At 50.8% G+C, this 21,260-nt stretch carries 17 protein-coding genes; 10 read left to right on the plus strand and 7 right to left on the minus strand.

The genetic code is table 11. From position 1 onward, the window contains the following. Window positions 1-325: 325 nt before the first annotated feature. The 3 genes from FEM41_RS01360 to budA are packed head-to-tail and all read right to left on the minus strand — an operon-like array spanning window position 326 to window position 3,601. A complete protein-coding gene (locus FEM41_RS01360; RefSeq protein ID WP_138093702.1) occupies window positions 326-1,096 on the minus strand; it encodes a (S)-acetoin forming diacetyl reductase in 771 nt (256 codons plus the stop codon). Between the two features lie 20 nt (window positions 1,097-1,116). After that, window positions 1,117-2,796, minus strand: coding sequence for an acetolactate synthase AlsS (gene alsS, locus FEM41_RS01365; protein WP_138093705.1), 1,680 nt, complete (start codon window positions 2,794-2,796; stop codon window positions 1,117-1,119). A 25-nt stretch (window positions 2,797-2,821) separates the two neighbouring features. Continuing rightward, window positions 2,822-3,601, minus strand: coding sequence for an acetolactate decarboxylase (gene budA / locus FEM41_RS01370; protein WP_138093708.1), 780 nt, complete (start codon window positions 3,599-3,601; stop codon window positions 2,822-2,824). A 145-nt stretch (window positions 3,602-3,746) separates the two neighbouring features. Here budA and FEM41_RS01375 point away from each other — a divergent pair, with 145 nt between their 5' ends. Continuing rightward, a complete protein-coding gene (locus tag FEM41_RS01375; RefSeq protein ID WP_138093711.1) occupies window positions 3,747-4,619 on the plus strand; it encodes a LysR family transcriptional regulator in 873 nt (290 codons plus the stop codon). 110 nt (window positions 4,620-4,729) lie between these two features. On the opposite strand, the gene FEM41_RS01380 is transcribed toward FEM41_RS01375, so the two are convergent. The 3 genes from FEM41_RS01380 to FEM41_RS01390 form a co-directional block, all read right to left on the minus strand. Beyond that, entirely contained in the window at window positions 4,730-7,474 is a 2,745-nt protein-coding gene (locus FEM41_RS01380; protein ID WP_168198749.1) for an autotransporter outer membrane beta-barrel domain-containing protein, read from the minus strand. A 445-nt stretch (window positions 7,475-7,919) separates the two neighbouring features. Beyond that, window positions 7,920-8,393, minus strand: a complete 474-nt coding sequence (locus FEM41_RS01385; protein ID WP_138093717.1) for a hypothetical protein — start codon at window positions 8,391-8,393, stop codon at window positions 7,920-7,922. A gap of 5 nt (window positions 8,394-8,398) precedes the next feature. Then, window positions 8,399-9,250, minus strand: a complete 852-nt coding sequence (locus FEM41_RS01390; protein WP_138093719.1) for a winged helix-turn-helix domain-containing protein — start codon at window positions 9,248-9,250, stop codon at window positions 8,399-8,401. Window positions 9,251-10,334: 1,084 nt separating this feature from the next. Between FEM41_RS01390 and FEM41_RS01395 the strand changes: the two genes are divergently transcribed. From FEM41_RS01395 to FEM41_RS01435, 9 genes are all read left to right on the plus strand, one after another. Beyond that, entirely contained in the window at window positions 10,335-10,862 is a 528-nt protein-coding gene (locus tag FEM41_RS01395) for a fimbrial protein (RefSeq protein ID WP_138099079.1), read from the plus strand. Window positions 10,863-10,922: 60 nt separating this feature from the next. Beyond that, window positions 10,923-11,585: a fimbrial biogenesis chaperone gene (locus tag FEM41_RS01400; RefSeq protein ID WP_138093721.1), complete on the plus strand. Its 663-nt coding sequence runs from the start codon at window positions 10,923-10,925 to the stop codon at window positions 11,583-11,585. A gap of 62 nt (window positions 11,586-11,647) precedes the next feature. Then, window positions 11,648-14,197, plus strand: a complete 2,550-nt coding sequence (locus FEM41_RS01405; RefSeq protein WP_138099080.1) for a fimbria/pilus outer membrane usher protein — start codon at window positions 11,648-11,650, stop codon at window positions 14,195-14,197. A gap of 44 nt (window positions 14,198-14,241) precedes the next feature. Beyond that, complete coding sequence (locus FEM41_RS01410; protein WP_168198750.1) at window positions 14,242-15,195, plus strand: fimbrial protein; 954 nt, start codon at window positions 14,242-14,244, stop codon at window positions 15,193-15,195. 120 nt (window positions 15,196-15,315) lie between these two features. Beyond that, a complete protein-coding gene (locus tag FEM41_RS01415; RefSeq protein WP_138093725.1) occupies window positions 15,316-15,645 on the plus strand; it encodes a colicin V synthesis protein in 330 nt (109 codons plus the stop codon). Between the two features lie 69 nt (window positions 15,646-15,714). Further along, on the plus strand, window positions 15,715-17,007 hold the full coding sequence (locus FEM41_RS01420) for an HlyD family secretion protein (protein ID WP_241666558.1): 1,293 nt from the start codon (window positions 15,715-15,717) through the stop codon (window positions 17,005-17,007). Continuing rightward, window positions 17,000-19,096, plus strand: coding sequence for a peptidase domain-containing ABC transporter (locus tag FEM41_RS01425; protein ID WP_138093729.1), 2,097 nt, complete (start codon window positions 17,000-17,002; stop codon window positions 19,094-19,096). The genes FEM41_RS01420 and FEM41_RS01425 overlap by 8 nt, the downstream gene beginning before the upstream one ends. Continuing rightward, window positions 19,093-19,713: a response regulator transcription factor gene (locus FEM41_RS01430; RefSeq protein WP_138093731.1), complete on the plus strand. Its 621-nt coding sequence runs from the start codon at window positions 19,093-19,095 to the stop codon at window positions 19,711-19,713. The genes FEM41_RS01425 and FEM41_RS01430 overlap by 4 nt, the downstream gene beginning before the upstream one ends. 178 nt (window positions 19,714-19,891) lie before the next feature. Beyond that, the gene (locus FEM41_RS01435; protein WP_138093733.1) at window positions 19,892-20,098 is read left to right on the plus strand and encodes a DUF1737 domain-containing protein; all 207 of its coding nucleotides are present in this window, start codon (window positions 19,892-19,894) and stop codon (window positions 20,096-20,098) included. A gap of 27 nt (window positions 20,099-20,125) precedes the next feature. Here the strand turns inward: FEM41_RS01435 and FEM41_RS01440 are convergent, their stop codons facing one another. Then, the gene (locus FEM41_RS01440) at window positions 20,126-21,220 is read right to left on the minus strand and encodes an NADH:flavin oxidoreductase/NADH oxidase (RefSeq protein WP_138093735.1); all 1,095 of its coding nucleotides are present in this window, start codon (window positions 21,218-21,220) and stop codon (window positions 20,126-20,128) included. Window positions 21,221-21,260 lie beyond the last annotated feature (40 nt).

The raw sequence follows: 21,260 nt of genomic DNA on the forward strand, positions 1-21,260 counted from the left end.
TATCGCCGTTCACCAGGAATCCTGAATAAGAATTCATGACAAATACATGATAATGAAAAAACCAGTTACACATAGCCAGGAATATGCCATAAAGTTCAACAAAACTAAGAAACCCTCTCGTTTTAGTAATTTTTATGGAAAAGAGAGTTGGAGACATCAAAGATACTGAATCAGGCAGATTATTCTATACAACATTGTTAATGCCACTGATCTCTTTCATTATTTACCAGAGTAAAAATATTTTGTTGCCAATTATTATTACTGATAAAAAAGCTCCTACCGCAATGCGACAGGAGCACAGGCCATGTCAGAGCCTAAACCACTATTAGTTAAAAACCATACCACCATCGATAAGCAGTGACTGACCAGTCATATAATCCGAATCCGGCCCCGCCAGATAAGAGACGCAGGCGGCCACATCTTCCGGTTCTGACAGACGGCCCAGGGTAATACGTTTGGCAAACTCTTCGGTGCCATAGCCCAGAGGCTTACCAGCGGCCTCTGAGATCTGACGATCGATCTCCGACCACATTGGCGTTTTAACAATCCCAGGGCAGTAACTATTCACAGTAATGCCTAAAGACGCCAGCTCCCGGGCCGCAGTCTGAGTCAAACCGCGAACCGCGAATTTACTGGAGCTGTATACCGCCAGTTCCGGGTTACCCACATGGCCAGCCTGAGAACAGGCGTTAATGATTTTTCCGCCGTGGCCTTCCACTTTAAAGGCTTTCACCGCGGCCTGAATCCCCCAGATAACGCCTTTAACGTTGATGTTATAAACCTTATCGACTACCTCCGGCGTTATGGATTCAATGGGCGTAGAGGGGGCTATCCCCGCATTATTGACGATAACATCAAACCCTTTTAGTTCCCGGCGCACCTCTTCCACGGCGGCTAACACCCGCTCGCGATCTGATACGTCTACCGTTACGGCCATAGCCTCACCGCCATAGCCTTTAATCTCCTGCGCAACGGCATTCGCAGTTTCGCTATTATAGTCAGCAACAGCGACGGCAAAGCCGTCTCTGGCCAGGCGCAGGGCGATGGCTTTACCGATCCCCTGACCGGCGCCGGTGACCAATGCAACTTTTTTCATTACACAATCCTTCTGGTTACTCATAGAATCTGACTGAGATGGAGCTGGCCCATCAGTCGCGGGTTATCACTGTAATCCACTGGAATCGCGACCACCGCGGGGCCCTGAACGTCCATCGCGGTACGCAGAGTAGGCTCAAGGCTTTCCGCGCTTTCCACGGCGAACCCTCTCGCCCCAAAAGCCTCTGCATACACTTTGAAATCCACCGGGCCGAAGTCGACGCCAGATAACCGCTGATATTTTTTCTGTTCCTGAATCGCCACCATGTTGTAGCCGTTATCAACCCAGATAATGTGCAAAATATTGGCACCGAGCCGCACGGCCGTTTCCAGCTCCATACTCGATTGCAGAAAGCCACCATCTCCGGAAACAGAAACCACTTTACGATCCGGGTTCACCAGCCAGGCACCAATGGCCCAGGGTAGCGCCACCCCCATGGTCTGCTGACCATTGGAGATCATCATTTGACGGGCGCGGAAGCTGTACAGGTAGCGAGCGATCCAGATATGAAAGCTACCCATATCCACCGTCAGGGTGACATCGCTGTTCACGATATCCTGCATGGCGCGCACGATACGCAGCGGGTGCAGAGCAAACTGATTAAGCTGCGCACCCTTACGATTCAGAAGATCGCGCTGATGGCGTCGATCCAGCAGGATCTCGGCAGCCCGGGGCGACAGCGTCAGGGGCTTTTCAATATGCCCGGCCAGCTTACCCAGGGTACTTGCGATATCCCCCACCAGCTCAATGTCCGGAATGTAATTACGCTCTTCATAGGCGGGCATGACATCGATATGCACCAGAGTGGCGTCACCGGTATTCCACATCGACGGTTCATATTCCACCGGGCTATAGCCGATGCAGATAATCAGATCCGCCAGTTGCAGCAATCGATCGCCAGCCTGGTTATTGAACAGTCCGACGCGCCCGGCAAAATGAGTGAAATTTTGCTGATTCACCGCCCCGGCCGCCTGGTAGGTACTGGTCACCGGAACGCGACTCTTTTCCAGCAGTTGATGAAGAGTGGCGCTGTTTTCCCGCTGACTGGCCATTAACCCGAGCAGAAATACCGGGTTTTTAGCCGAAGCGATCATCCTGGCCACCCGGGCGATATCCGCGTCCGGCGCAGCGCCGGAACGCGGGACGCCATTGGCGGGCAGAATTCTGCCGACCGCGGGTTGATCGACGATATCCTGGGGAAGGCTGACGAATGCGCTGCCGGGACGCCCCTGTTCGGCAACGCGAAACGCGTTAGAGACGACTTCGGCAATCGCGTCGGAGGAGGTAACTTCCACTGCATACTTGGTTACCGGGCTGAACATCGCCACGGTGTCCATGCTCTGATGAACCAGTTTAGCTTTATCTGAACGTTTGACCGCTCCCCCCAGCGCAACGACCGGGTCGCCTTCTGAATTTGCCGTCGCCATCCCGGTAATCAGATTGGAGCAGCCAGGTCCGGACGTTACCAGCGCCACACCCGCGTTGCCGGTAATTCGGCCCACAGCAGCGGCCATAAAGGCCGCATTGGCCTCATGACGGACGGGCACGAGCTGAATGGACGAATCGAGAAGGGAATCAAAAACCTTATCGATTTTAGCGCCTGGTATCCCGAAAACGTGCTTTACCCCCTGGGCCTCAAGCTGACCAACGACCATATCAGCGCCGCAGGCCCATTGCCGGGTATGGTTTTCATTATCCATGATGACTCCTCCTTCAGATATAGAGTTAGTTCTCTACCGCGCGGATAGCGGCATCAAGATTGTCGGGATGCAGATTTGCATTCAGGAAAGCGCTGTCTTTCGGCAGATCGATGACCAGCTTGTGAATTTCGCCGAAGGTCAGTACGCCATGTTCGAGCTGGTAATCCAGGAGGTGCCCGCCCCCCTGACGATCGTCGGTAATAAAGTGTTCGTGGTAGCCAGCGACGTTAATCCCCTGCATATGCTGCGGCGTACGGAATCCCACCAGAACCCCATGCCGGCCGTTAAAGCGAAATACCGGCTGGTCGTCGAGCACGTCGGTCATAGCCCGGTATGGTGGGGTCTGTCTTGGTACAGTACGGGTATGCGCGTGGCGGAAATGCCCGTCGATGCGTAGTGCGCAAAAGATGTTATCGGATGGGATCCGGGCGTCGATAATGTCATGCAGTTTTTGTCGGCTGATAGTGCGATCGATCTGTAACCGATACTGAGGCCTGAACCAGGTCATCACGGCGAAAGGGGTTTTCTGATCCGGCAGCGCCACGCGCGCGCTTCCGTCGGCGCGTAGCTGGTATACCTCCTGGCTAAAAGCGATCAGCTCGCCGTCCAGTTCGTTAAAGGTACCCAAGCCGAAGTCCCCCCGGGTCATCAGTTGCGCGATTGTCGTCTCGCCTTCGTACACGCCGCTGAGTAGCGCGCTCATTAGCGAGGTCTGATATATCACGAGCTCTGGGTTATCCTCTGAAAAACCCAAAATCATTTGAATCAGGTTTTCCTCGCAAGAACAATTGGTTGCATGAGTCATGCCTTGTTCCCTCGTTTTAAAAACAGGTTGGAAAGACGATTAATTATTGACTCGTTTCAGCAAACAGTTCCAATATACAGAACATACGAATTCAATTTATTTCTGATATAGAGCCAAAGACCGTCAGGATGAGGGAGGTTTTTATATGGAGCTTCGTTATCTCCGCTATTTTATCGCCGTAGCACAAAATAAAAATTTTTCCAGGGCTGCTGAATCTTTAGGAATTTCGCAACCCCCGCTTAGCCAGCAAATTCAAAGATTAGAAAGAGAAGTCGGTACTCCACTGCTGCACCGGCTGACCCGGAGTGTAGAATTGACTGAAGCGGGAAGAAACTTTTATGAGGATGCCTGTAAGATAATTGCGCTAAGCGATGCGGCCCTTGAAAAGGCGAAAGGTATTGCCCGCGGCGTTAATGGAAAATTGTATCTGGGTGTAACCAGTTCCAATGCTTTTCATCCCAAAATATTTTCCACGATTTATCAGTTTCATAAAGATTATCCGAACGTTGCGCTTTATCAGAAAGAAGCGAACATGGCGACACTGATGCATGAACTGGACGAAGGCAGGATTGACGCCGCTTTTGTGCGCCTGCCCTGCGACAGTAGTCAGTTTTTTAATCTGCGGATGATTGCCAGGGAACAGATGCTGGTTGGATTGCATCACAGCCACCCCTTAGCCAGGCAGGCTGAACTATCGCTTGATGAATTAACGGGAACACCTGTCATTATATTTCCACAGGAAGTGGCACCAGGGCTTTACGAGCTGATCTATCAGACCTGCCAGCAGGCAGGGATTAATATGGATAACAAAATCCAGGCGTCTCAGTTTTCTTCATCTATAAGTATGGTCGCAGCCGGTTTTGGTTTCGCATTTATTCCGGAGTCCATGACATGTTTTCAACATCCACATATCACCTTTCATCAAATAAAAAAAAGCAGATTAAAAACCGATGTAGCTTTAGCCTGGAGAAAATTCGAACGTTCACCTACGGTAAAACAATTCATTGGCAACTTTTAAATACAATCGTCATAATCTTTGAGAGTCTGAATTCGTGCCGTATTCAACCCGATTGATTATCATTATGCCGGTTCTCCCTATACCAACCGGGAAGAACCGGCAGCAGTAAATCAGAAGCTGTAGCGATAACCCAGATTCGCCTGGCGCTGATTAAACTGGTACCCCGTCGAACTGTCTACATCAAAATAGAGAGTATGATGTTGCTTAAACTGCGCGCTGAAGCCCAGACCATTATTCCACCAGCCGCCGCGAAAGCGATGTTGTTCCTGCGAGCCATTAAGTTGGTATCCAGCATCGCCTTTAAACTCATGCAAATAACCGCTCTTCAGGTAAACATTCAGCGCGATATCGCGATGGTCGACTTCATACCCTAACAGCATACTGGCACGCCCGAGCAATGACTCATAGCTGCCCAGATCAATTCGCAGTCCATTACTGGCGCGAAGATGCGAAGCGTTCTGGTGGCTCCACGTCAGCTGAGCCTGCGGCTCCAGGTAAAAACCGTTTCTCAACGCCTTACCACTCAGGGAAAATTTTCGCCCCGCTTCCACAGACAGACTCACGCCCCCCGAATTCCCCTGGCCTCCAACGCCCCGCCCTTCGGAATCCAGAACGTTAAAACTGTTTTTCAGATGCGTATATTTCAGCACAGTGTCACTGTAAAAGCCGTTCACCGCTACCCAGGAACCATAAACCCCCACGCTGTGGGCCTTCACGCCCCCATCACCGCTGCGGTAATCGGAACTGCCGTGAGTCATACTCATAAAAACCCCGGTATAAAGAGGGATATCGTCAAAAAATCTCTTGTCCGCCCCGAACTGGGTACCACTATAGTCCAGCGTAAACTGGCTCAGCTTACCGCCAGAAAAGCTGTCAAATCGTCCGGCATAACCGCGAATCCACATATTGCCGCCACGGCGACTCTGCCTCAGATCCCCTATTCGCTGCATCAAAGTCTGGATCTCCGCAAAATTGAGCAAATAGCCGATATTCAGGAAGCTGGCTCCGGCATCCGCCGTGCTGGTTATCGGCCCGGTCGGAGTCTCCGGCTGTCCGTTATTATTATCTTCCGGCGTATCCGGCGTTACATCATCCCCATCGTTCGGCGGTATTTCGGGCGTATCGGGCGCAGTTGCACGAAGAACCCAGTCGGTTCCCTGCTTATGCAATTCGTACAGATAACCCCCCAGCTCAACATTATGCGTACCGGTAAATGTGGCTTTGCCGTCCGGCGTTTCCACCACGGTGAGACGTTCATTACCGTTCGTAGCGGCGCTACCCTGATTAGCGAAATCCAACAGATGATTTCCGGCGCTGGCCCCGGTCACCACGAGTTTATCGCTATGGTTATTCACTCCGCCGCTCACGATATCAGTCTTCAGCGCAAAGCGGCCGCTTCCGCTTAATCGGCCTACGGTCAGCGTAGTTCCCGGCCGCTCTGACGCGAAAGAAACCAGACCACCGGCCATTTGAAGCGTACTCACACTGGAATCCCCGGTCATATTCCAGCGGCTACCGGTCATAGCCACATTTAACATCGCACCGTTTTCGCTCGCCGTAGCGGAGGCTCCCGTCCAGACAGAGCCTGGCTGCATCACCATATCGATGGAGCCAGTGTCGGCCTTCACGCCGCCCAGCAGGTCGATCACACCGCTGGCGCGGATACGCCCGGTTCCTGAACCGTAATCCTCACTGCTGTCCGTCATTATGGCGATCTCATCCGCCCCCGCCATCGCAACTGACAGAGAATCCGTTAGCGTAATTTCACCACCTGAAGTCGCATAAACCCCACGGTTACCCAACGCGCCCTGAATTGTCAGCGCTTCTCCGTTTATACGGCCACCGGTAATGGCCCACAGCCCATAACCCGGTTTATCAGGTTGATGTCGTCCCGTTACGGCGATTTGGGTATGCGCCAGATTAAGCTCGCCCCCGGACTGAGCGGATGCCCCCACCCCCGCAAGGGAGGTCACAATATTCCGGTGGCTTTTATCGCCGTGATAACTGACGACGGTTCCCGTTTCCACAGAGACCAGTCCTATCCCTCTGGCGGAAAAAAGCTGGCTCCCGGGGCCGATATCGACCTGAGCGCCATATCCAGCTTCCAGGGCACTGGCACCTGCACCCTGGGTGTTTATCGCCAGCGCTTCCCCCCGCATCTGTAAGTGCTCCCCCACGGCCCAAACCCCAATCGCGTTGGCACCGCCAGTCATTACGGAACTACCGCTGCCCAACTGTACGTCCGCACCGGCCTGAATATTGATGCCGTAAGCATTATCCCCGGAGGTATGAATGTTCAGACGGGAAGCGGTCAAAGAAGACTGACCGTTTTGCGGATCGCCATTGGCACCAAAGATATAAATACCGGCGCTGTTCCGCCCGGCCGTAGTGATGCTGCTGCTCTCTCCCAGGTTCGCCCGGGTACCTTCATTCTCAATATGCAGCCCTTCGGTATTATTGCCGTCTGTGGCAATAGACAGCTCATTCGCCATCAGTTGCGAATTGCCCCGCAGGTAAATCCCTGCAGCCTGGACAGGATCGCTCTGACTGATTACGTTAATTCGGCTGCTGGAACCTAATTCGACCTGAACATCATCGCCATTAACGGCAATGCCTTCGGCAAAAGCACCGCTGCTATTCACAACCAGACGATCGGCACTGAGGGAGCTGGCATCACCGTTCATCATGATGCCGCGGGACCAGGGAGCACCATTATTACTGGTTACGGTCACATCCCGGGAAAGTGAAAAACGGCCGCCACGTTCTTTATTCAGAACCCCATAACCCGTTCCTTCTGTATCGCTTAATGTCGCAACTACGGAATCGCCCGGATTTACGCTAAAACCTGGCTGCATAAAGTCAGTATCATTCAGGCTATTGAGCGTAGCGGCGTAAATACCAAAGTGAAACGCTAACAGACCGGTACCAATAAAAGGAAAAACATATATCCTACGCCATTTCGCAAATATGCGCGGCGGATATTTTAGGGCAGTTTGATGTAAACGCCATGGTTTCATAGTTTCGTTCCCTGAGAAGATAACGATTGCTCTATGTAAAAGCAAAGTTGCACAACAAAAGCCGCGTAGCTTTTAGTGGATTAACTGTTACTTTATACGACCTGGCGATTTTATGGTCATGTGAAGTTTTATTTATTTTTATTCACCGCAGCTTCACAAGCCGCAAAGCATACCAACCGCAATATTATCCGCGATGCAGAAAACCAGCCCCCGTTCGATATTGCATTATTTCCAACCCAAAAGCGGAACGATAGCCGAAGACGCAGAAACCCGTCACACAATTTCAGAGGGCGAGCTTACAGTTATACATCGGTATTGGATCCAGAAAAAATAGATAGTTATTGCTCCCGTTAGGCAAAATTTTCAAGACTATTTCCTGAGAATCTTTCAGATAAAATGAAGGGATATATCTGTTGAGCATCATGGTATCCGCATTATCATTCGGAAACCTGGTGGTCCGTACCGATTTTAAGAAATAAATGTTTTCTTCACGGTAGTACTGAAAAATGACCCGACGATCTAGTGACCATATCTTTCCCGTTTCATCTGTCGCTATACCGGTCAGATTGATGATGCCGTTTCTGGCGCCAAAGGTGTAACTGACCATCATATTTATACGAAATCCTTTGCTGTGTTGTATGTAACTCGCGATACAAGAGAAACCATCATCGGTCTCTTCTCTGACATGTATCTCTATCACCAGCATAGCAGCTACAATGGAAAACACGACACAAGCTATTATCATCACTCGCTTCATTAGTATTACTCTACAAAATACTCAGATATGCACTCATTGTTTTTATTGATCTCTTTATCACAACGTATCACGGAGACACGGGGTAATATTTCATATTTATCTATATAGATATAAGGATGGATAGCGCAATCGGAAGAAAACTTCATGCCCCAGTTAATCACTTCGTTTTTGAAGCTTTGAGTTTTAAGAAGATGGTAAGCATAAATTTTGCATCCCTTTCCCTGGTAGATAAACTGGTAATTCGAGTAGTAATTTTTTTGCGTATGATGCTGTGTCCACCAGAAGAAAAGAACCCCCGCCACCAGGCATAAGATACCAGGAGAGATACAACCATTAAAATGAGCGCGTGGTATTCTGGCTTCAGTGAGCGGGGGAGAGCCGCCTATGACCGTGGGTTGTGGTTTCTCTGAAGATATCTCAAGTATGCTGTTCTGAATGTTGCTATCGGGACTCTCTTTACTCTGTTCGCTCCTTGCTGAATGTTCCGCTGGAGATACTGGAGGTTTACTCTCGCGGCCTTCACAGACAACCTGCGTCTCACTTGCTAACGTTAGCCCTACCCTTGGAATGGTTACGATGATCTCGTCATCAATTCCAGCCTTCTTTAGTGCTTTACGTAATATTGATATATTCTGATAATAAGTGTTTGAAGTCACATGTATTCCATTCTTCCCCCAAACTTCATCCATGAACTCCTGCTGCCCGATGATTTCACCCTGTTTATGAATTAACAACAAAAGACAACGTGCAGCGGGTGAGTTTAATTCTACCTCAGAGCCATGACCATCAAGGGGTTTCAATGTACTGACTGCGGGGCGGAATTCAACTTTACTATTAATGATATAGTGATTATGCATACGGTATCACATCCATTGTAAGCATGAATATATGTTTCAGGAAAGTTCCATATGTCATAAGGATATTATTATAATATTTAGCTGAAGTAAATTAATTTTATGAAGGGTTGCTTTTCATACAGACATCGCTTTGTGCACTTTCCTTAACCCTCATAACACATTGATTATTAATACCATTCTACCATGCCTGACATATGCGTTCAGAATACTTCATAGCAAAAGATGAAAATACGTACAATCTCAACCAGCTAATTATCATTATTCAGCTCCATTTTTTTAACTTTAAAAAACATACAGATACGAAATTTCATAAAAAATGAACTCCGATAACCAGAAAGGTTAAACAACTGAAAACTAATTCAATATAGGAATATTCTGCACATACTGAAATTTTCAACATCAAGATTTGATGAAATAATAGCCTGAAATGTTTCATCTAACTCTCCTTCCTTTATAAGGATTGAATAAAAAATCTTACAGAATGCATCAATCATCATATCTAATGCCTGATTGCGCCGTTGCTGCGTTTCCGGAGATTCGCAGACAGGAGTTATCCTACTCTGTGCCATCAGCTTCGAGTTAACTGATTTTTAATGAATTCATAACGCTGAAATCACCATCAACACACCATATAAAATATCTCGCGGCCTGCCAGAATCATGATAGGAAAAATGGCGATACTACTAATACCCAACGACAACACCCCACAAAAAACAAAGGGTTTTACATTTTATGTTATTTTCTCTACTTCCGACTCTGTGAGTTGCAATCATAAATTTATTTTCTTTTTTTCTCCACAAAAAACACTTCACTTTCTCTTTTAAGAAAACCGGACACATAATTAATACATCTTGAATCTCACTGATATGACGCATTCAGGTTGTGCCTGGCATTCTCGGGCATAACCTTAACAAGGCGGACATCGTGAGCATAAAGATGAGCTCGTACTTTAAAGGATTGTTCCTGCGTGTATACCTCCGCTACGGAGAGTTATGCATACGGAATAAATAATGGTGAAACAGCAATATCGCTAAATAAATTTTCACCGCCAATAATATGTTTATATAAAGGAAATTCTATGAACATGAAAACTGGTCTTTCTCTTACTGCGGTAGGGATGATGTTACTGGCTGGCAGCGTTTCCGCGCAGGCTTATGATGGTACCGTTAATTTTGAAGGTGAAATCGTGGATGCAGCCTGTACTGTTGATATCGGTGCCGGTAACAAAATGACCGTCGATCTGGGTAAGGTAAATAAAAGCACCTTTACTGGTGCGGGTTCTACCGCTTCCGCCACTAAATTCTCTCTAAAGCTGAAGGATTGCCCGGATACGATCACCAGCGCCACCGTAAAATTTGACGGTACCGCTTATTCAGGTGACGACTCTGTCCTGGCGCTGACTGAAGAAAGCGGCGTGGCCACTGGCGTAGGTATCCAGCTTTCCGATCGTACTCAGGCTGTACTGCCGCTGTTTACACCGTCCAGCGCCTACCCGCTGCAGGCTAACGTAGAAAACGATCTGCCTTTCTACGCCCGTTATATCGCCATGTCAGACACGGTGACCGCGGGTCCGGCTAACGCCGTTGCGACTTTCACCATGAATTATAACTAAGTTATTACCTTATTGGGTCGGTAACCCCGACCCAATATTTAACCTAACGGAAAGTCATCGATGAAAAAAATGGCTCTGTGCCTGGCGCTTTTTCTTGGCTGTTCCACAGCCTATGCCGGAGTAATTATTGGCGGCACCCGGGTGATTTTTGAAGGAGGAAAAAAAGAAACCTCACTCAGCGTTAATAATCCGGATTCATCGCCCTATTTAATTCAGTCATGGGTTGAAAATACGGATAACGGAAAGCCACCGTTTGTGATTACACCGCCATTATTCAGGCTGGATGCGCAACAGCAGAATATTATGAGAATTCTTAATGATGGTTCAAATCTGGCTGCGGACCGGGAATCTCTGTATTGGGTCAATATTAAATCAATCCCCTCGAAAGCCGCCGATAAAGAGAACGTGTTGCAGGTAGCGATAAAGACGCGCATCAAGCTCATTTACCGCCCCCAGGCGCTCAAAGATAAGCGGCCAGAAGATATGGCGGAACAGTTGCGCTGGACGCGCTCCGCAGGCCAGTTACAGGTGAAAAATCCAACACCGTACTACATGAATTTTTATGAAATTAACGTTGGCGGACAGCGAGTAAAAGATCCGCAGTGGGTAGCTCCGTTTGCGACGAAAACCTATTCGCTTAATGGGGCGGTCTCGGGAAATGTGACCTGGAAGCTAATCAGCGACTTTGGCGCATCAGGCCGCGCGCATCAAGCACAGCTGTAATGATGGGCGTTTCTGATGTCGGGTTCATGAATTAGCCAGAACAGGAAGGGAATCAGTAAATGATGGCAGTGGCGGAATATAAAAAAATCTCCTCAATGTTATTGGGCATCCTTTTTGCGTCCGGCATGACCACGCAGGCCCTGGCCAAAGCGCAATTTAACCCCGCGCTGCTGGAGCGCCAGGGAAGCGATCGTCCCCGGGTAGATCTGTCGGCGTTCGAAGAGGATGCCCAACAGCCTGGCATCTACCATGTCGATGTGGTGGTCAACCGTCAGGATCAAGAAACGCGCGATATAGCCTTTATGCTGAAAGCGGACACCGACGGCAAAAAACGTCTGTGGCCCTGCCTGAGTGAGGACGATCTGATTCGCTACGGCGTGCGGGTAGATGGATTTCCGTCCCTGAACGCCGCAGCGAAATGCGTGGATCTGAACGCCATTCCGGATGCCGACGCGCAGTTGATCTTCAGCGAACAGCGACTGATTCTGAGCATCCCACAGGCGGCCATGACCAATCAGGCGCGCGGCTACGTGCCACCAGAAAAATGGGACGAGGGAATCAGCGCATTCTGGCTGAATTACAGCTTCAGCGGCGCAAATTATTACGCCAAAAAGCCTGGCGCGCGCGATAGTGACAACCAGTATTTAAACGTTCGTCCCTCGCTGAATATTGGCCCCTGGCGTCTGCGTAACTACACGACCTGGAGCCGTAGCAGCCATGGCGATTCGCACTGGGATACGATTTATACCTTCCTGCAACGCGACATCGTAGCGCTGAAGAGCCAGCTTACCCTTGGGGAAAGCAGTTCGCCTTCGGATATCTACGATAGCGTCTCGTTTCGCGGCGTACAGCTGGCTTCAGATGACGAAATGCTGCCTGATAGCCTGAAAGGTTATGCTCCGGTAGTACGCGGCATTGCCCGCACCAACGCACAGGTTATTATCCGGCAGAACGGCTACATCATTTATCAGAGCTATGTGGCGCCTGGCGCCTTTACGATCTCCGATATGTATCCGACCGGCGGCAGCGGCGATCTCTACATCACCATTAAGGAAGCCGACGGCACCGAACAGCACATGGTAGTGCCCTTCGCGTCGGTTCCTGTGCTGCAGCGCGAAGGGCGTATGAAATACAGCCTGACCAGCGGGACCTACCGCTCATACCAGAACAATAACTCGGAGCATACCTTCTTTACCCAGGGAACAGGAATTTGGGGGCTGCCCTACGGCTTCACGATCTACGGCGGAACCCAGCTCTCATCGCGCTATCAGTCGGTGGTTGGCGGGCTGGGGAAAAACCTGGGAATGCTGGGTGCCCTCTCCCTGGACATGACGCAGTCATGGGGAAAGCCAAAGGATGAAGGACGCCAGCAGGGACAGTCATGGCGCGTACGCTACAGCAAGAATTTCGTCGATACCGGAACCAACTTCGCTATTGCGGGCTATCGCTACTCAACCCGCGGTTTTTACACCCTGAATGAGGTCATGGATTCCTGGTACAACAGCGACGAAGACTACGGGCTGTGGCAGGAGCGCCGCCGCAACCGCGCGGAAATGACGCTCAGCCAGAATCTGTGGCAGGGTGCAGGCGCGCTAACATTCAGCCTGATCGGCGAAGATTACTGGAACAATAGCCGCCAGATGCGTTCCGTTTCCGTTGGTTACAACAATAGCTGGGAAGGAATCAGCTATAGCGTTAACTATAGCTATAACCGCAACTCATATAAGCAGGATATCGGTTTCGACGAACACAGTGGCAGGGTTTACGACAAGGACCAGATCCTGGCTTTCAGCATCAATATTCCGCTGGAACGCTGGTTGAGCAATACCTGGGCCAGCTACAGCATCAATACCCAGCGTCATGGGGATACCTCTCAGACGGTCGGCCTGAACGGCACGGCCCTGGCGGATAACAATCTGAACTGGAGCGTTCAGGAGTCCCGGACAAATCACGGCGAAGGAAGCGGCGGTAACCTGAATGCCGATTATCAGGCGACCTACGGCGAAGTGAACGCCGGATACGCCTGGGATAAAAACAGCCGACGCGTCAGCTATGGCATTAAAGGCGCAGCTATGCTGCACGAAGATGGCATCACTCTGAGCCAACCGCTGGGCGAAACCGTTGCGCTCGTGAAAGCGCCAGGTGTAAGCAGTACCCGGGTCATCAACCAGACCGGCGTGAAAACCGACTTCCGCGGATACACCGTCGTGCCCTATATGAGCGCCTATCGCCGTAACGAAATCGCGCTCGATCCGGAAACGCTGGCGGACAACGTCGAACTGGAACAGACCACCCGTAGCGTAGTGCCAACGCGCGGCGCCGTCGTCAGGGCCGACTTTTCCGGACGCGTCGGACAGCGGGTGATGGTGAAGTTGACGCGACCGAATGGCTTGCCCGTTCCCTTTGGGGCAACCGTGACGCCGGAAGGGGAAGGCTCCTCTTACAGCAGTATCGTCGGCGATGACGGCGAGGTTTATCTGAGCGGATTACAGGAAAGCGGAACGCTGGGAGTGTCCTGGGGCAATACGGCGGATAGCCAGTGCCGGGCCAGCTACCGTATCACCAGTGACGGCTCTCCGGGACTTCAGAAAGTGGCGGCGGAATGTCGGTAACGGCAGCCAGACCAGAGCGTATAAAGGAATCAGGAAGGAAAATAATGTTAAACATCCGAACGCTGAGTTTACTGCTAACACCTCTTTTATTTGCTTCCGCGAAGGTGTTTGCCGGCTGTACTTTTGTAGCCTCTCCGGAAACGGTACGGGTGGTGCTCCCTAATCTTGCAGTGGATCCCAATATTCCCATCGGCGGAGTTATTGGAGGAAAAACCCTGAGCGTCGCAAGGTTGCTGACCCTGAACTGTACGGGTAGTACAACGTATCGTTCCTCCCTTCTGGGAAGCTGGGCGACACCAAGCGCCACGGTGCCGGGCGTGTATGAAACAGGATTGCCTGGCATTGGGGTAAAGGTTTCCGACTTTGTGCTACCCGATCGTTCCATGCCGGTGACCAATGCGGCCCTATCCCCTAATCAAACTCTGGGATTAAGCGGTTCCGACATTCAGCTACTGTTTTACCGTACCGGCGAAATTGAACCGGGCAACTTCCCTACCGGCCTGGTGGCCCGTTTCACCCTGCCGGGACCGTCCGGCAGCGCCACTAATATCCTGTCGCTTCAGGTCACCGCCGGCGGCGCCAGGATCAAGAGTTGCTACGCGAAATCGCCCAGCTTTACCGTACCGCTGGGCAGACACCAGCGTACGGAGTTTAACGGCCCGGGCAGTACCAGCGATATGGTGGCCTTTAACGTCGAATTGACCTGCCAGGGAGACAACATGCCCGTGAAAGTCTCCTTTAGCGCCAGCGGCGGATCGGCCTCACCCGAACCAGGCGTTATTCCGCTGGACGGTAGCGAAGGCTCGGCCAACGGCGTAGCGGTCAAAGTCGTCAGAGAAAGCGGCGCAGCCCTGCAGTTTGATACGGAAGAGACATATCACACTGGCGCTGAAACCAGCATTACGATTCCATTACGCGCCGGTTATATACAAACTGCGCCAACGATAACGCCAGGAATCGCCAATACGGCAATGACTTTTACTATTACGCAAAATTAATTTGCGAATAGTGCACAGAATTCATTCGTTATGAATGAATAGCAAAATACTATTGTCTGAATAACTTATTCGTCGGCAATGGTATTTCATATCCTTAACTGATATTAGAAGGTAATAAAAATGAGAGAATTAACCACTATTGAAATTGATGAAGTTGCAGGCGCATATGGCAATGGCTTCTTTTCCGACATCGGCGAAGCAATTAAAAGCGCTGTTGTTGGCGGAGTTGCCGCGGGTTTTGCCGGCGCCATCATCGGCGGCAAGCACGGTGGTGACGGCGGCGGTGTCCTGGGCTTCGGCGCTATCGGCCAGGGTGTTGGTATGGTCGCAGGCGGTTTGATCGGCCTGACCGGCGGGGTTGTCGCCTCTGCCGCCGTGGGCTGGGACACCACCTGGCAGGTTGTTGGCGAAGTCGCCAAAGGCTTCGCCAACGGGACTCTCGTTCCCTGATTATCCGTTCTTTTTAGCCGGGGGAAACCCCGGCTATTCAATAAAACACTGAGGATGTATGAAGACGATATGAGCAATCCTGGTATCTTCCGCTTACAAGTAATTAATCGTCAGAAGGCTGAATGGAGAGGAAGGGCACTATTAACTAACGGACTTCCACCGTGGTTAATTGCGCTACTGAGCATCCTGTTTATGGCCCTGTTACTCTATTTCCTGTTTTTTTTCGACTATACGCGCCGGATTGAGGTTAGCGGAGAGGTGATTACCTTCCCGCACGCCATAAATATCTATTCTCCGCAGCAGGGATACATTAGTAAGGTTTTCGTTAAACAGGGCGACAGCGTAAAATCTGGCGATCCTATCTACAGTATTAATGTCTCCAGGCAAACCACTTCAGGTAATGTAAGCGAGGAAACACTCACGGTGCTCAAAAAGCAAATAGCCAACATCGATCAAATTATCGAAAAGCTAAATAGTAATAAAAAAGAAACTCTCAGTAACTTGCAGGAACAGCTCACTAATTATCAGCAGAACCATGACAAAACCACCCGCCTTATCACCAGCGTCAAAGATGGCGTAGCGAAAATGCGTGAAGGCATGACCAGTTATGAGGGATATCGCAAACGGGGGTTAATTACCACCGATCAGCTAAATAATCAGCGCTTCATGTTTTATCAGCAGCAGAGTAATCTGCAATCGCTCAACAGCCAGGCAATTCAGGAAACGCTACAGATTTCCCAGCTACGCAGCCAGATACTCACCCGTGCGGCAGAATTTGACAATAACATTACGCAGAATATCTATCAGCGTAATGAGCTCCAGCGTAAGTTAATCGAGTCCGATGCCGGAGCGACCATTATCATTTTTTCTCAGGGAGCCGGACGGGTCGAGTCGCTCAGCGTCACGCCCGGACAGATGGTCAATAGTGGCAGCTCTCTGGCACAGATCCAGCCGCAGGAAAAAACGCACTACTACATGGTGCTGTGGATACCTGACAGCAGCCTGCCCTACGTTAAAATAAAAGATACCGTCAATATTCGTTATTCCGCCTTTCCATCAGAAAAGTTCGGCCAGTTTCCCGGCGTAATTAAATCCATTGCCTATATCCCGGCTTCCCGGGAGGAGATGACAGGCTACGGAAGCGCCCCAAAAGAGAGCGCAGGTAGCGCCAGCAATTACTACAAAGTGCTGGTCGACCTGAAAGACACCGATATCAGCGACAAGGGCCAGAAGATGCATTTATCGGGTGGCTTACAGGCAAAGACCATCGTTTTTCTGGATACGCGTAAATTATATCAATGGATGTTTATGCCGTTTTATGAAGTCAAGCATAGCGTGACAGGGCGGGTTGCAAATGAATAAAGAAATACTGGATTACCTCAGAAAAAAAATTAACTTTGGCCTGACCCGAAAAGTCCCACAAATATTACAGATTGAATCCAGTGAATGCGGGCTTGCCTGCCTGGCCATGATATGCGGTTATCACGGCCTGGATATAGATATGCTGAACCTGCGTCATCACTTTTCAGTCTCTTCCCAGGGAACGACGCTTAAAGGGCTAATTCGTACCGCCTCGGCTATAGGATTGAAAAGCCGCTCGCTGTCCCTCGATCTGGACGAAGTGAATAAGCTTAAGCTCCCCTGCGTTCTGCACTGGGATATGAATCACTTCGTTGTGCTTGTCGGCCATCATCGGGCTGGCTGGGTTATCCACGATCCGGCATTGGGCAAACGCGTTATCGGTGTTAAAGAACTTTCTGAACACTTTACCGGCGTAGCTGTAGAGTTCTGGCCCGAAAACCACTTCGAAAAAGGCAGCTATAAAACCCGCGTCAAATTGCTGGATCTGATGCGCAATGTCGAAGGGCTGAAAGGCGCATTAGTCAAAATCGCCGCCCTTTCCATCGTGATTGAAGCCATTAACCTTCTACTTCCTGTCGGTATGCAGTTGGTGACGGACCACGTCATCATGGCTCATGACCGTAGCCTACTGATGGTCATTTGCTGCGGGCTGCTGCTGTTTATGCTCTTTCGCACCTTTATGGGCATGATTCGTTCGTGGATAAGTCTGGTCATCTCGACGTTTATCGATGTTCAGTGGAAGAATTCCCTGTTCGACCACATGATCAAGCTACCGCTCTCTTTCTTCGAAAAACGCCAGGTCGGCGATATCCAGTCCCGTTTCTCTTCCCTGGACGTGATACGACGTACCTTTACCCAGGACGTCGTCGGCGGACTGATGGATGCCATCGTCTCCCTGGGTCTGGTAGTGATGATGGCGCTGTACGGTGGGTGGCTGACGTGGGTTGTTGGGGGGTTCACGGCATGTTATGCACTACTGCGACTGAGTACCTATAACGTTTACCGCCGCATTTCCGAAGAGCAGATTGTAAAAAGCGCCCGGGCTGGCTCGCATTTTATGGAGACGCTGTACGGTATAGGCACCATAAAAGCGCTGGGACTCAACGCCAACCGATCGGGAGGATGGCTAAATCTGAATATCGATGCGGCAAACACCGGCGTGCGCCAGACCCGCTTCGATATGTTTTTTTCCGGCATTAATATTTTTATCAACACCATCGATCAGGTCGCGATTCTCTGGATAGGTGCCCTTATGGTGATAGATAACTCTATGACGCTTGGGATGTTTATGGCGTTTAACGCCTATCGCGGGCAGTTTTCTCAGCGGGCGGGAAGCCTGGTCGATTTGGCGATTAAGCTACGTATGTTATCGCTCCACAATGAGAGGATCTCTGACATTGTCTTTACCGAGCCGGAAAAAGAGAATGCGCCACGCCGCCCTTTTGCCCCCGGCGTTCCCGTCAGGCTGGAGCTAAAAAACCTGACCTTTCAATACGATCCCTTAACCCCCCCCATCTTCAGCGAATTCAACCTCGCAGTAAAACCGGGTGAAAGCGTGGCGATTGTCGGCGCTTCCGGCAAAGGGAAAAGCACACTGATGAAAGTGATGTGCGGCCTGCTTTCCCCCAATGAAGGCGAAGTTCTGGTCGAAGGCATCAACATTAATAATATGGGGCTGAATAATTACCGGGAGGCGATCTCCTGTGTATTACAGGAAGATAAGCTGTTCTCAGGCTCCATCGCTGACAATATTGCCGGATTCGACAGCAATATCGATATGAAGCTGGTGACCACCTGCGCCCTGTATGCCAATCTTCATAATGAAATCATGAAGATGTCTATGGGCTATGAAACACTGGTGGGCGAACTGGGAACCGGGCTTTCCGGCGGTCAGAAACAGCGCCTGCTGATTGCCAGAGCGCTCTATCGTCGTCCGTCGGTGCTATTTATGGATGAAGCGACCAGCCATCTGGATCTGGACAATGAAGCCTTTATTAATAAGTCCATTTCCGAGCTCAAAATCACCCGTATCATTATTGCCCATCGCCCCTCTACGATTGCATCAGCCGACAGGATCGTTCCGTTATGAGCAAGTTCTGCATTGCGATCGCGCAGGATCTTTATCTGCGTCGGGGGATCAGGGAGATTATCTGTCAGAACGATGGTATCCGCTGCTATAGCCTGAAAAAGCTGGCTGAACTCCCTGACATGATGTTAAGAGAAACGCCAGAAATATTGATTCTTGATCATATTCCTCTTACCCGACAGGAGATTTCAATTCTGGACAGATTTCGACGCCAGGCCCCCGATATTCGCCTGGTCGCCATCTGCGGCGCCAGTTACTTCATGTTTTCACGGGCGATACGAATGGGATTCCATGGCTACTTATCCATTACGGCCCCGCTTTCCGAAGCGATACACGCTATTTCCCTGGTAAAGCGAGGGGGCGGTTATCTGTCTCCGGATATCCTGCAACACTATCAGCGCTATCCGACCGACAATCAGTATTTGAGTCGGCTGACCTCGCGCGAGATCGATGTGTTGCAGGGGTTTATGCGCGGCATGGATAGCCGAACCATAGCCCTGGAACTGGAAATAAGCGACAAAACCATTAGCGTGATTAAGAATCATATTATGCTAAAACTGCAGGCTCCCAATCTGGTCAGCATGCTGGATATCGCGTGGCGAAATCATCTGAATCATTAGCGCCCCATAATGTTAACCTCTGGTCTGGCACCGTTACCACAACGCGACGGTGATGTTTGGTTACGACTAAACTGGTAACCGGAGTCTCATTCCTGTTAAAACAGGCAATGTTTCTGCCAGCCCTGCTGCATGCAGAATAAATTGTTGCAGGAGTCACCCAGCCACTGAGGTCACACCTATGAAAGCCTACCGTTATATTACAGGACCAGATGATGCCGAATTTTGCCGTCGGATCACGCAGTTATTAAATCAGGGATGGGAGCTGGCCGGTCAGCCCACATTAACTTATGACGCTAACAAGCAACGCGTTATTTGCGGGCAGACGGTGCTGAAAGAGATTTCTGGTCTGGAGTACAGCGAAGATATCGATCTGAACAGTATTTGATAGCCGGCCCCCAGGGCCGGCACACATTTATTTATTAAACAGCCCTTTCACATCATGGGGCTCGCAGCGCAGATACTGGTCCGGAGCCTGTACCTTCGCCCCCAGTTTCGCCGCCGCATGCCACGGCCAGCGAGGGTCGTAAAGCACCCCGCGCGCCAGGGCTATCATATCGGCTTCCTGTTCCACCAGCACGGCTTCAGCCTGCTCCGGTTCGGTGATAAGCCCAACCGCGATAACCGGAATCGATACCGCCTTCTTCACGGCGGCGGAAAAAGGGACCTGATAGTTAGGACCAACGCTTATCTTCTGCTCCGGCGCCAGACCGCCGCTGGAAACGTGAATATAAGCGCAGCCCTCTTTTTCCAGCGCCTGACTCAGGGCGATGGACTGCTCGATATCCCAGCCCCCTTCCACCCAGTCGGTGGCCGAAATACGCACGCCAACCGGCTTATCCGCCGGGAATACCCGACGCACCTCGCGGAATACTTCCAGCGTCAGACGCATGCGATTTTCCAGCGAACCGCCGTACTCATCGTCACGCTGGTTGGCAAGCGGCGACAGGAACTGGTGCAGCAGATAGCCGTGGGCGGCGTGCACTTCAATCAGATCCAACCCCAGCCGATCGGCGCGAATGGCGCTGTCGATAAAGGCCTGTTTAATCTCTTCAATCCGCGCTTTAGTGAGCGCCAGCGGCTCGCCGTCATGGCTATGGAAAGGCAGCGCGGAAGGCGCTGAGGTTTGCCATCCCCCCTGCTCTGGCGTCAGAAAACCACCGCCGCGCCAGGGAACATCGGTCGAGGCTTTACGCCCGGCGTGGCCCAGTTGGATACCAAGCGGCATTGGGGAATATTTGCGAATATCTTTCAGCACCTCGCCCAGCGCCTGCTCGGTGTCATCATCCCAGATTCCCAGATCCTGCGGGGTGATACGTCCGTCAGGCTCGACGGCGGCGGCTTCCAGAATCAGCAGCCCGGCGCCTGACAGGGCCAGATTGCCCAGATGAATGCGGTGCCACGCGGTAGCCCGGCCGCGTTCGGCCGAATACTGGCACATCGGGGCAATAGCGATGCGGTTTTCCAGGGTCAGGTTGCCCAGTTTTATCGGGGTGAACAGTTGGCTCATGCAGTATCTCCGGTGTTAGTCACAGCGTTAAGCGAGCAGG

The organism is Jejubacter calystegiae, assembly GCF_005671395.1.
Classification (GTDB): domain Bacteria; phylum Pseudomonadota; class Gammaproteobacteria; order Enterobacterales; family Enterobacteriaceae; genus Jejubacter; species Jejubacter calystegiae.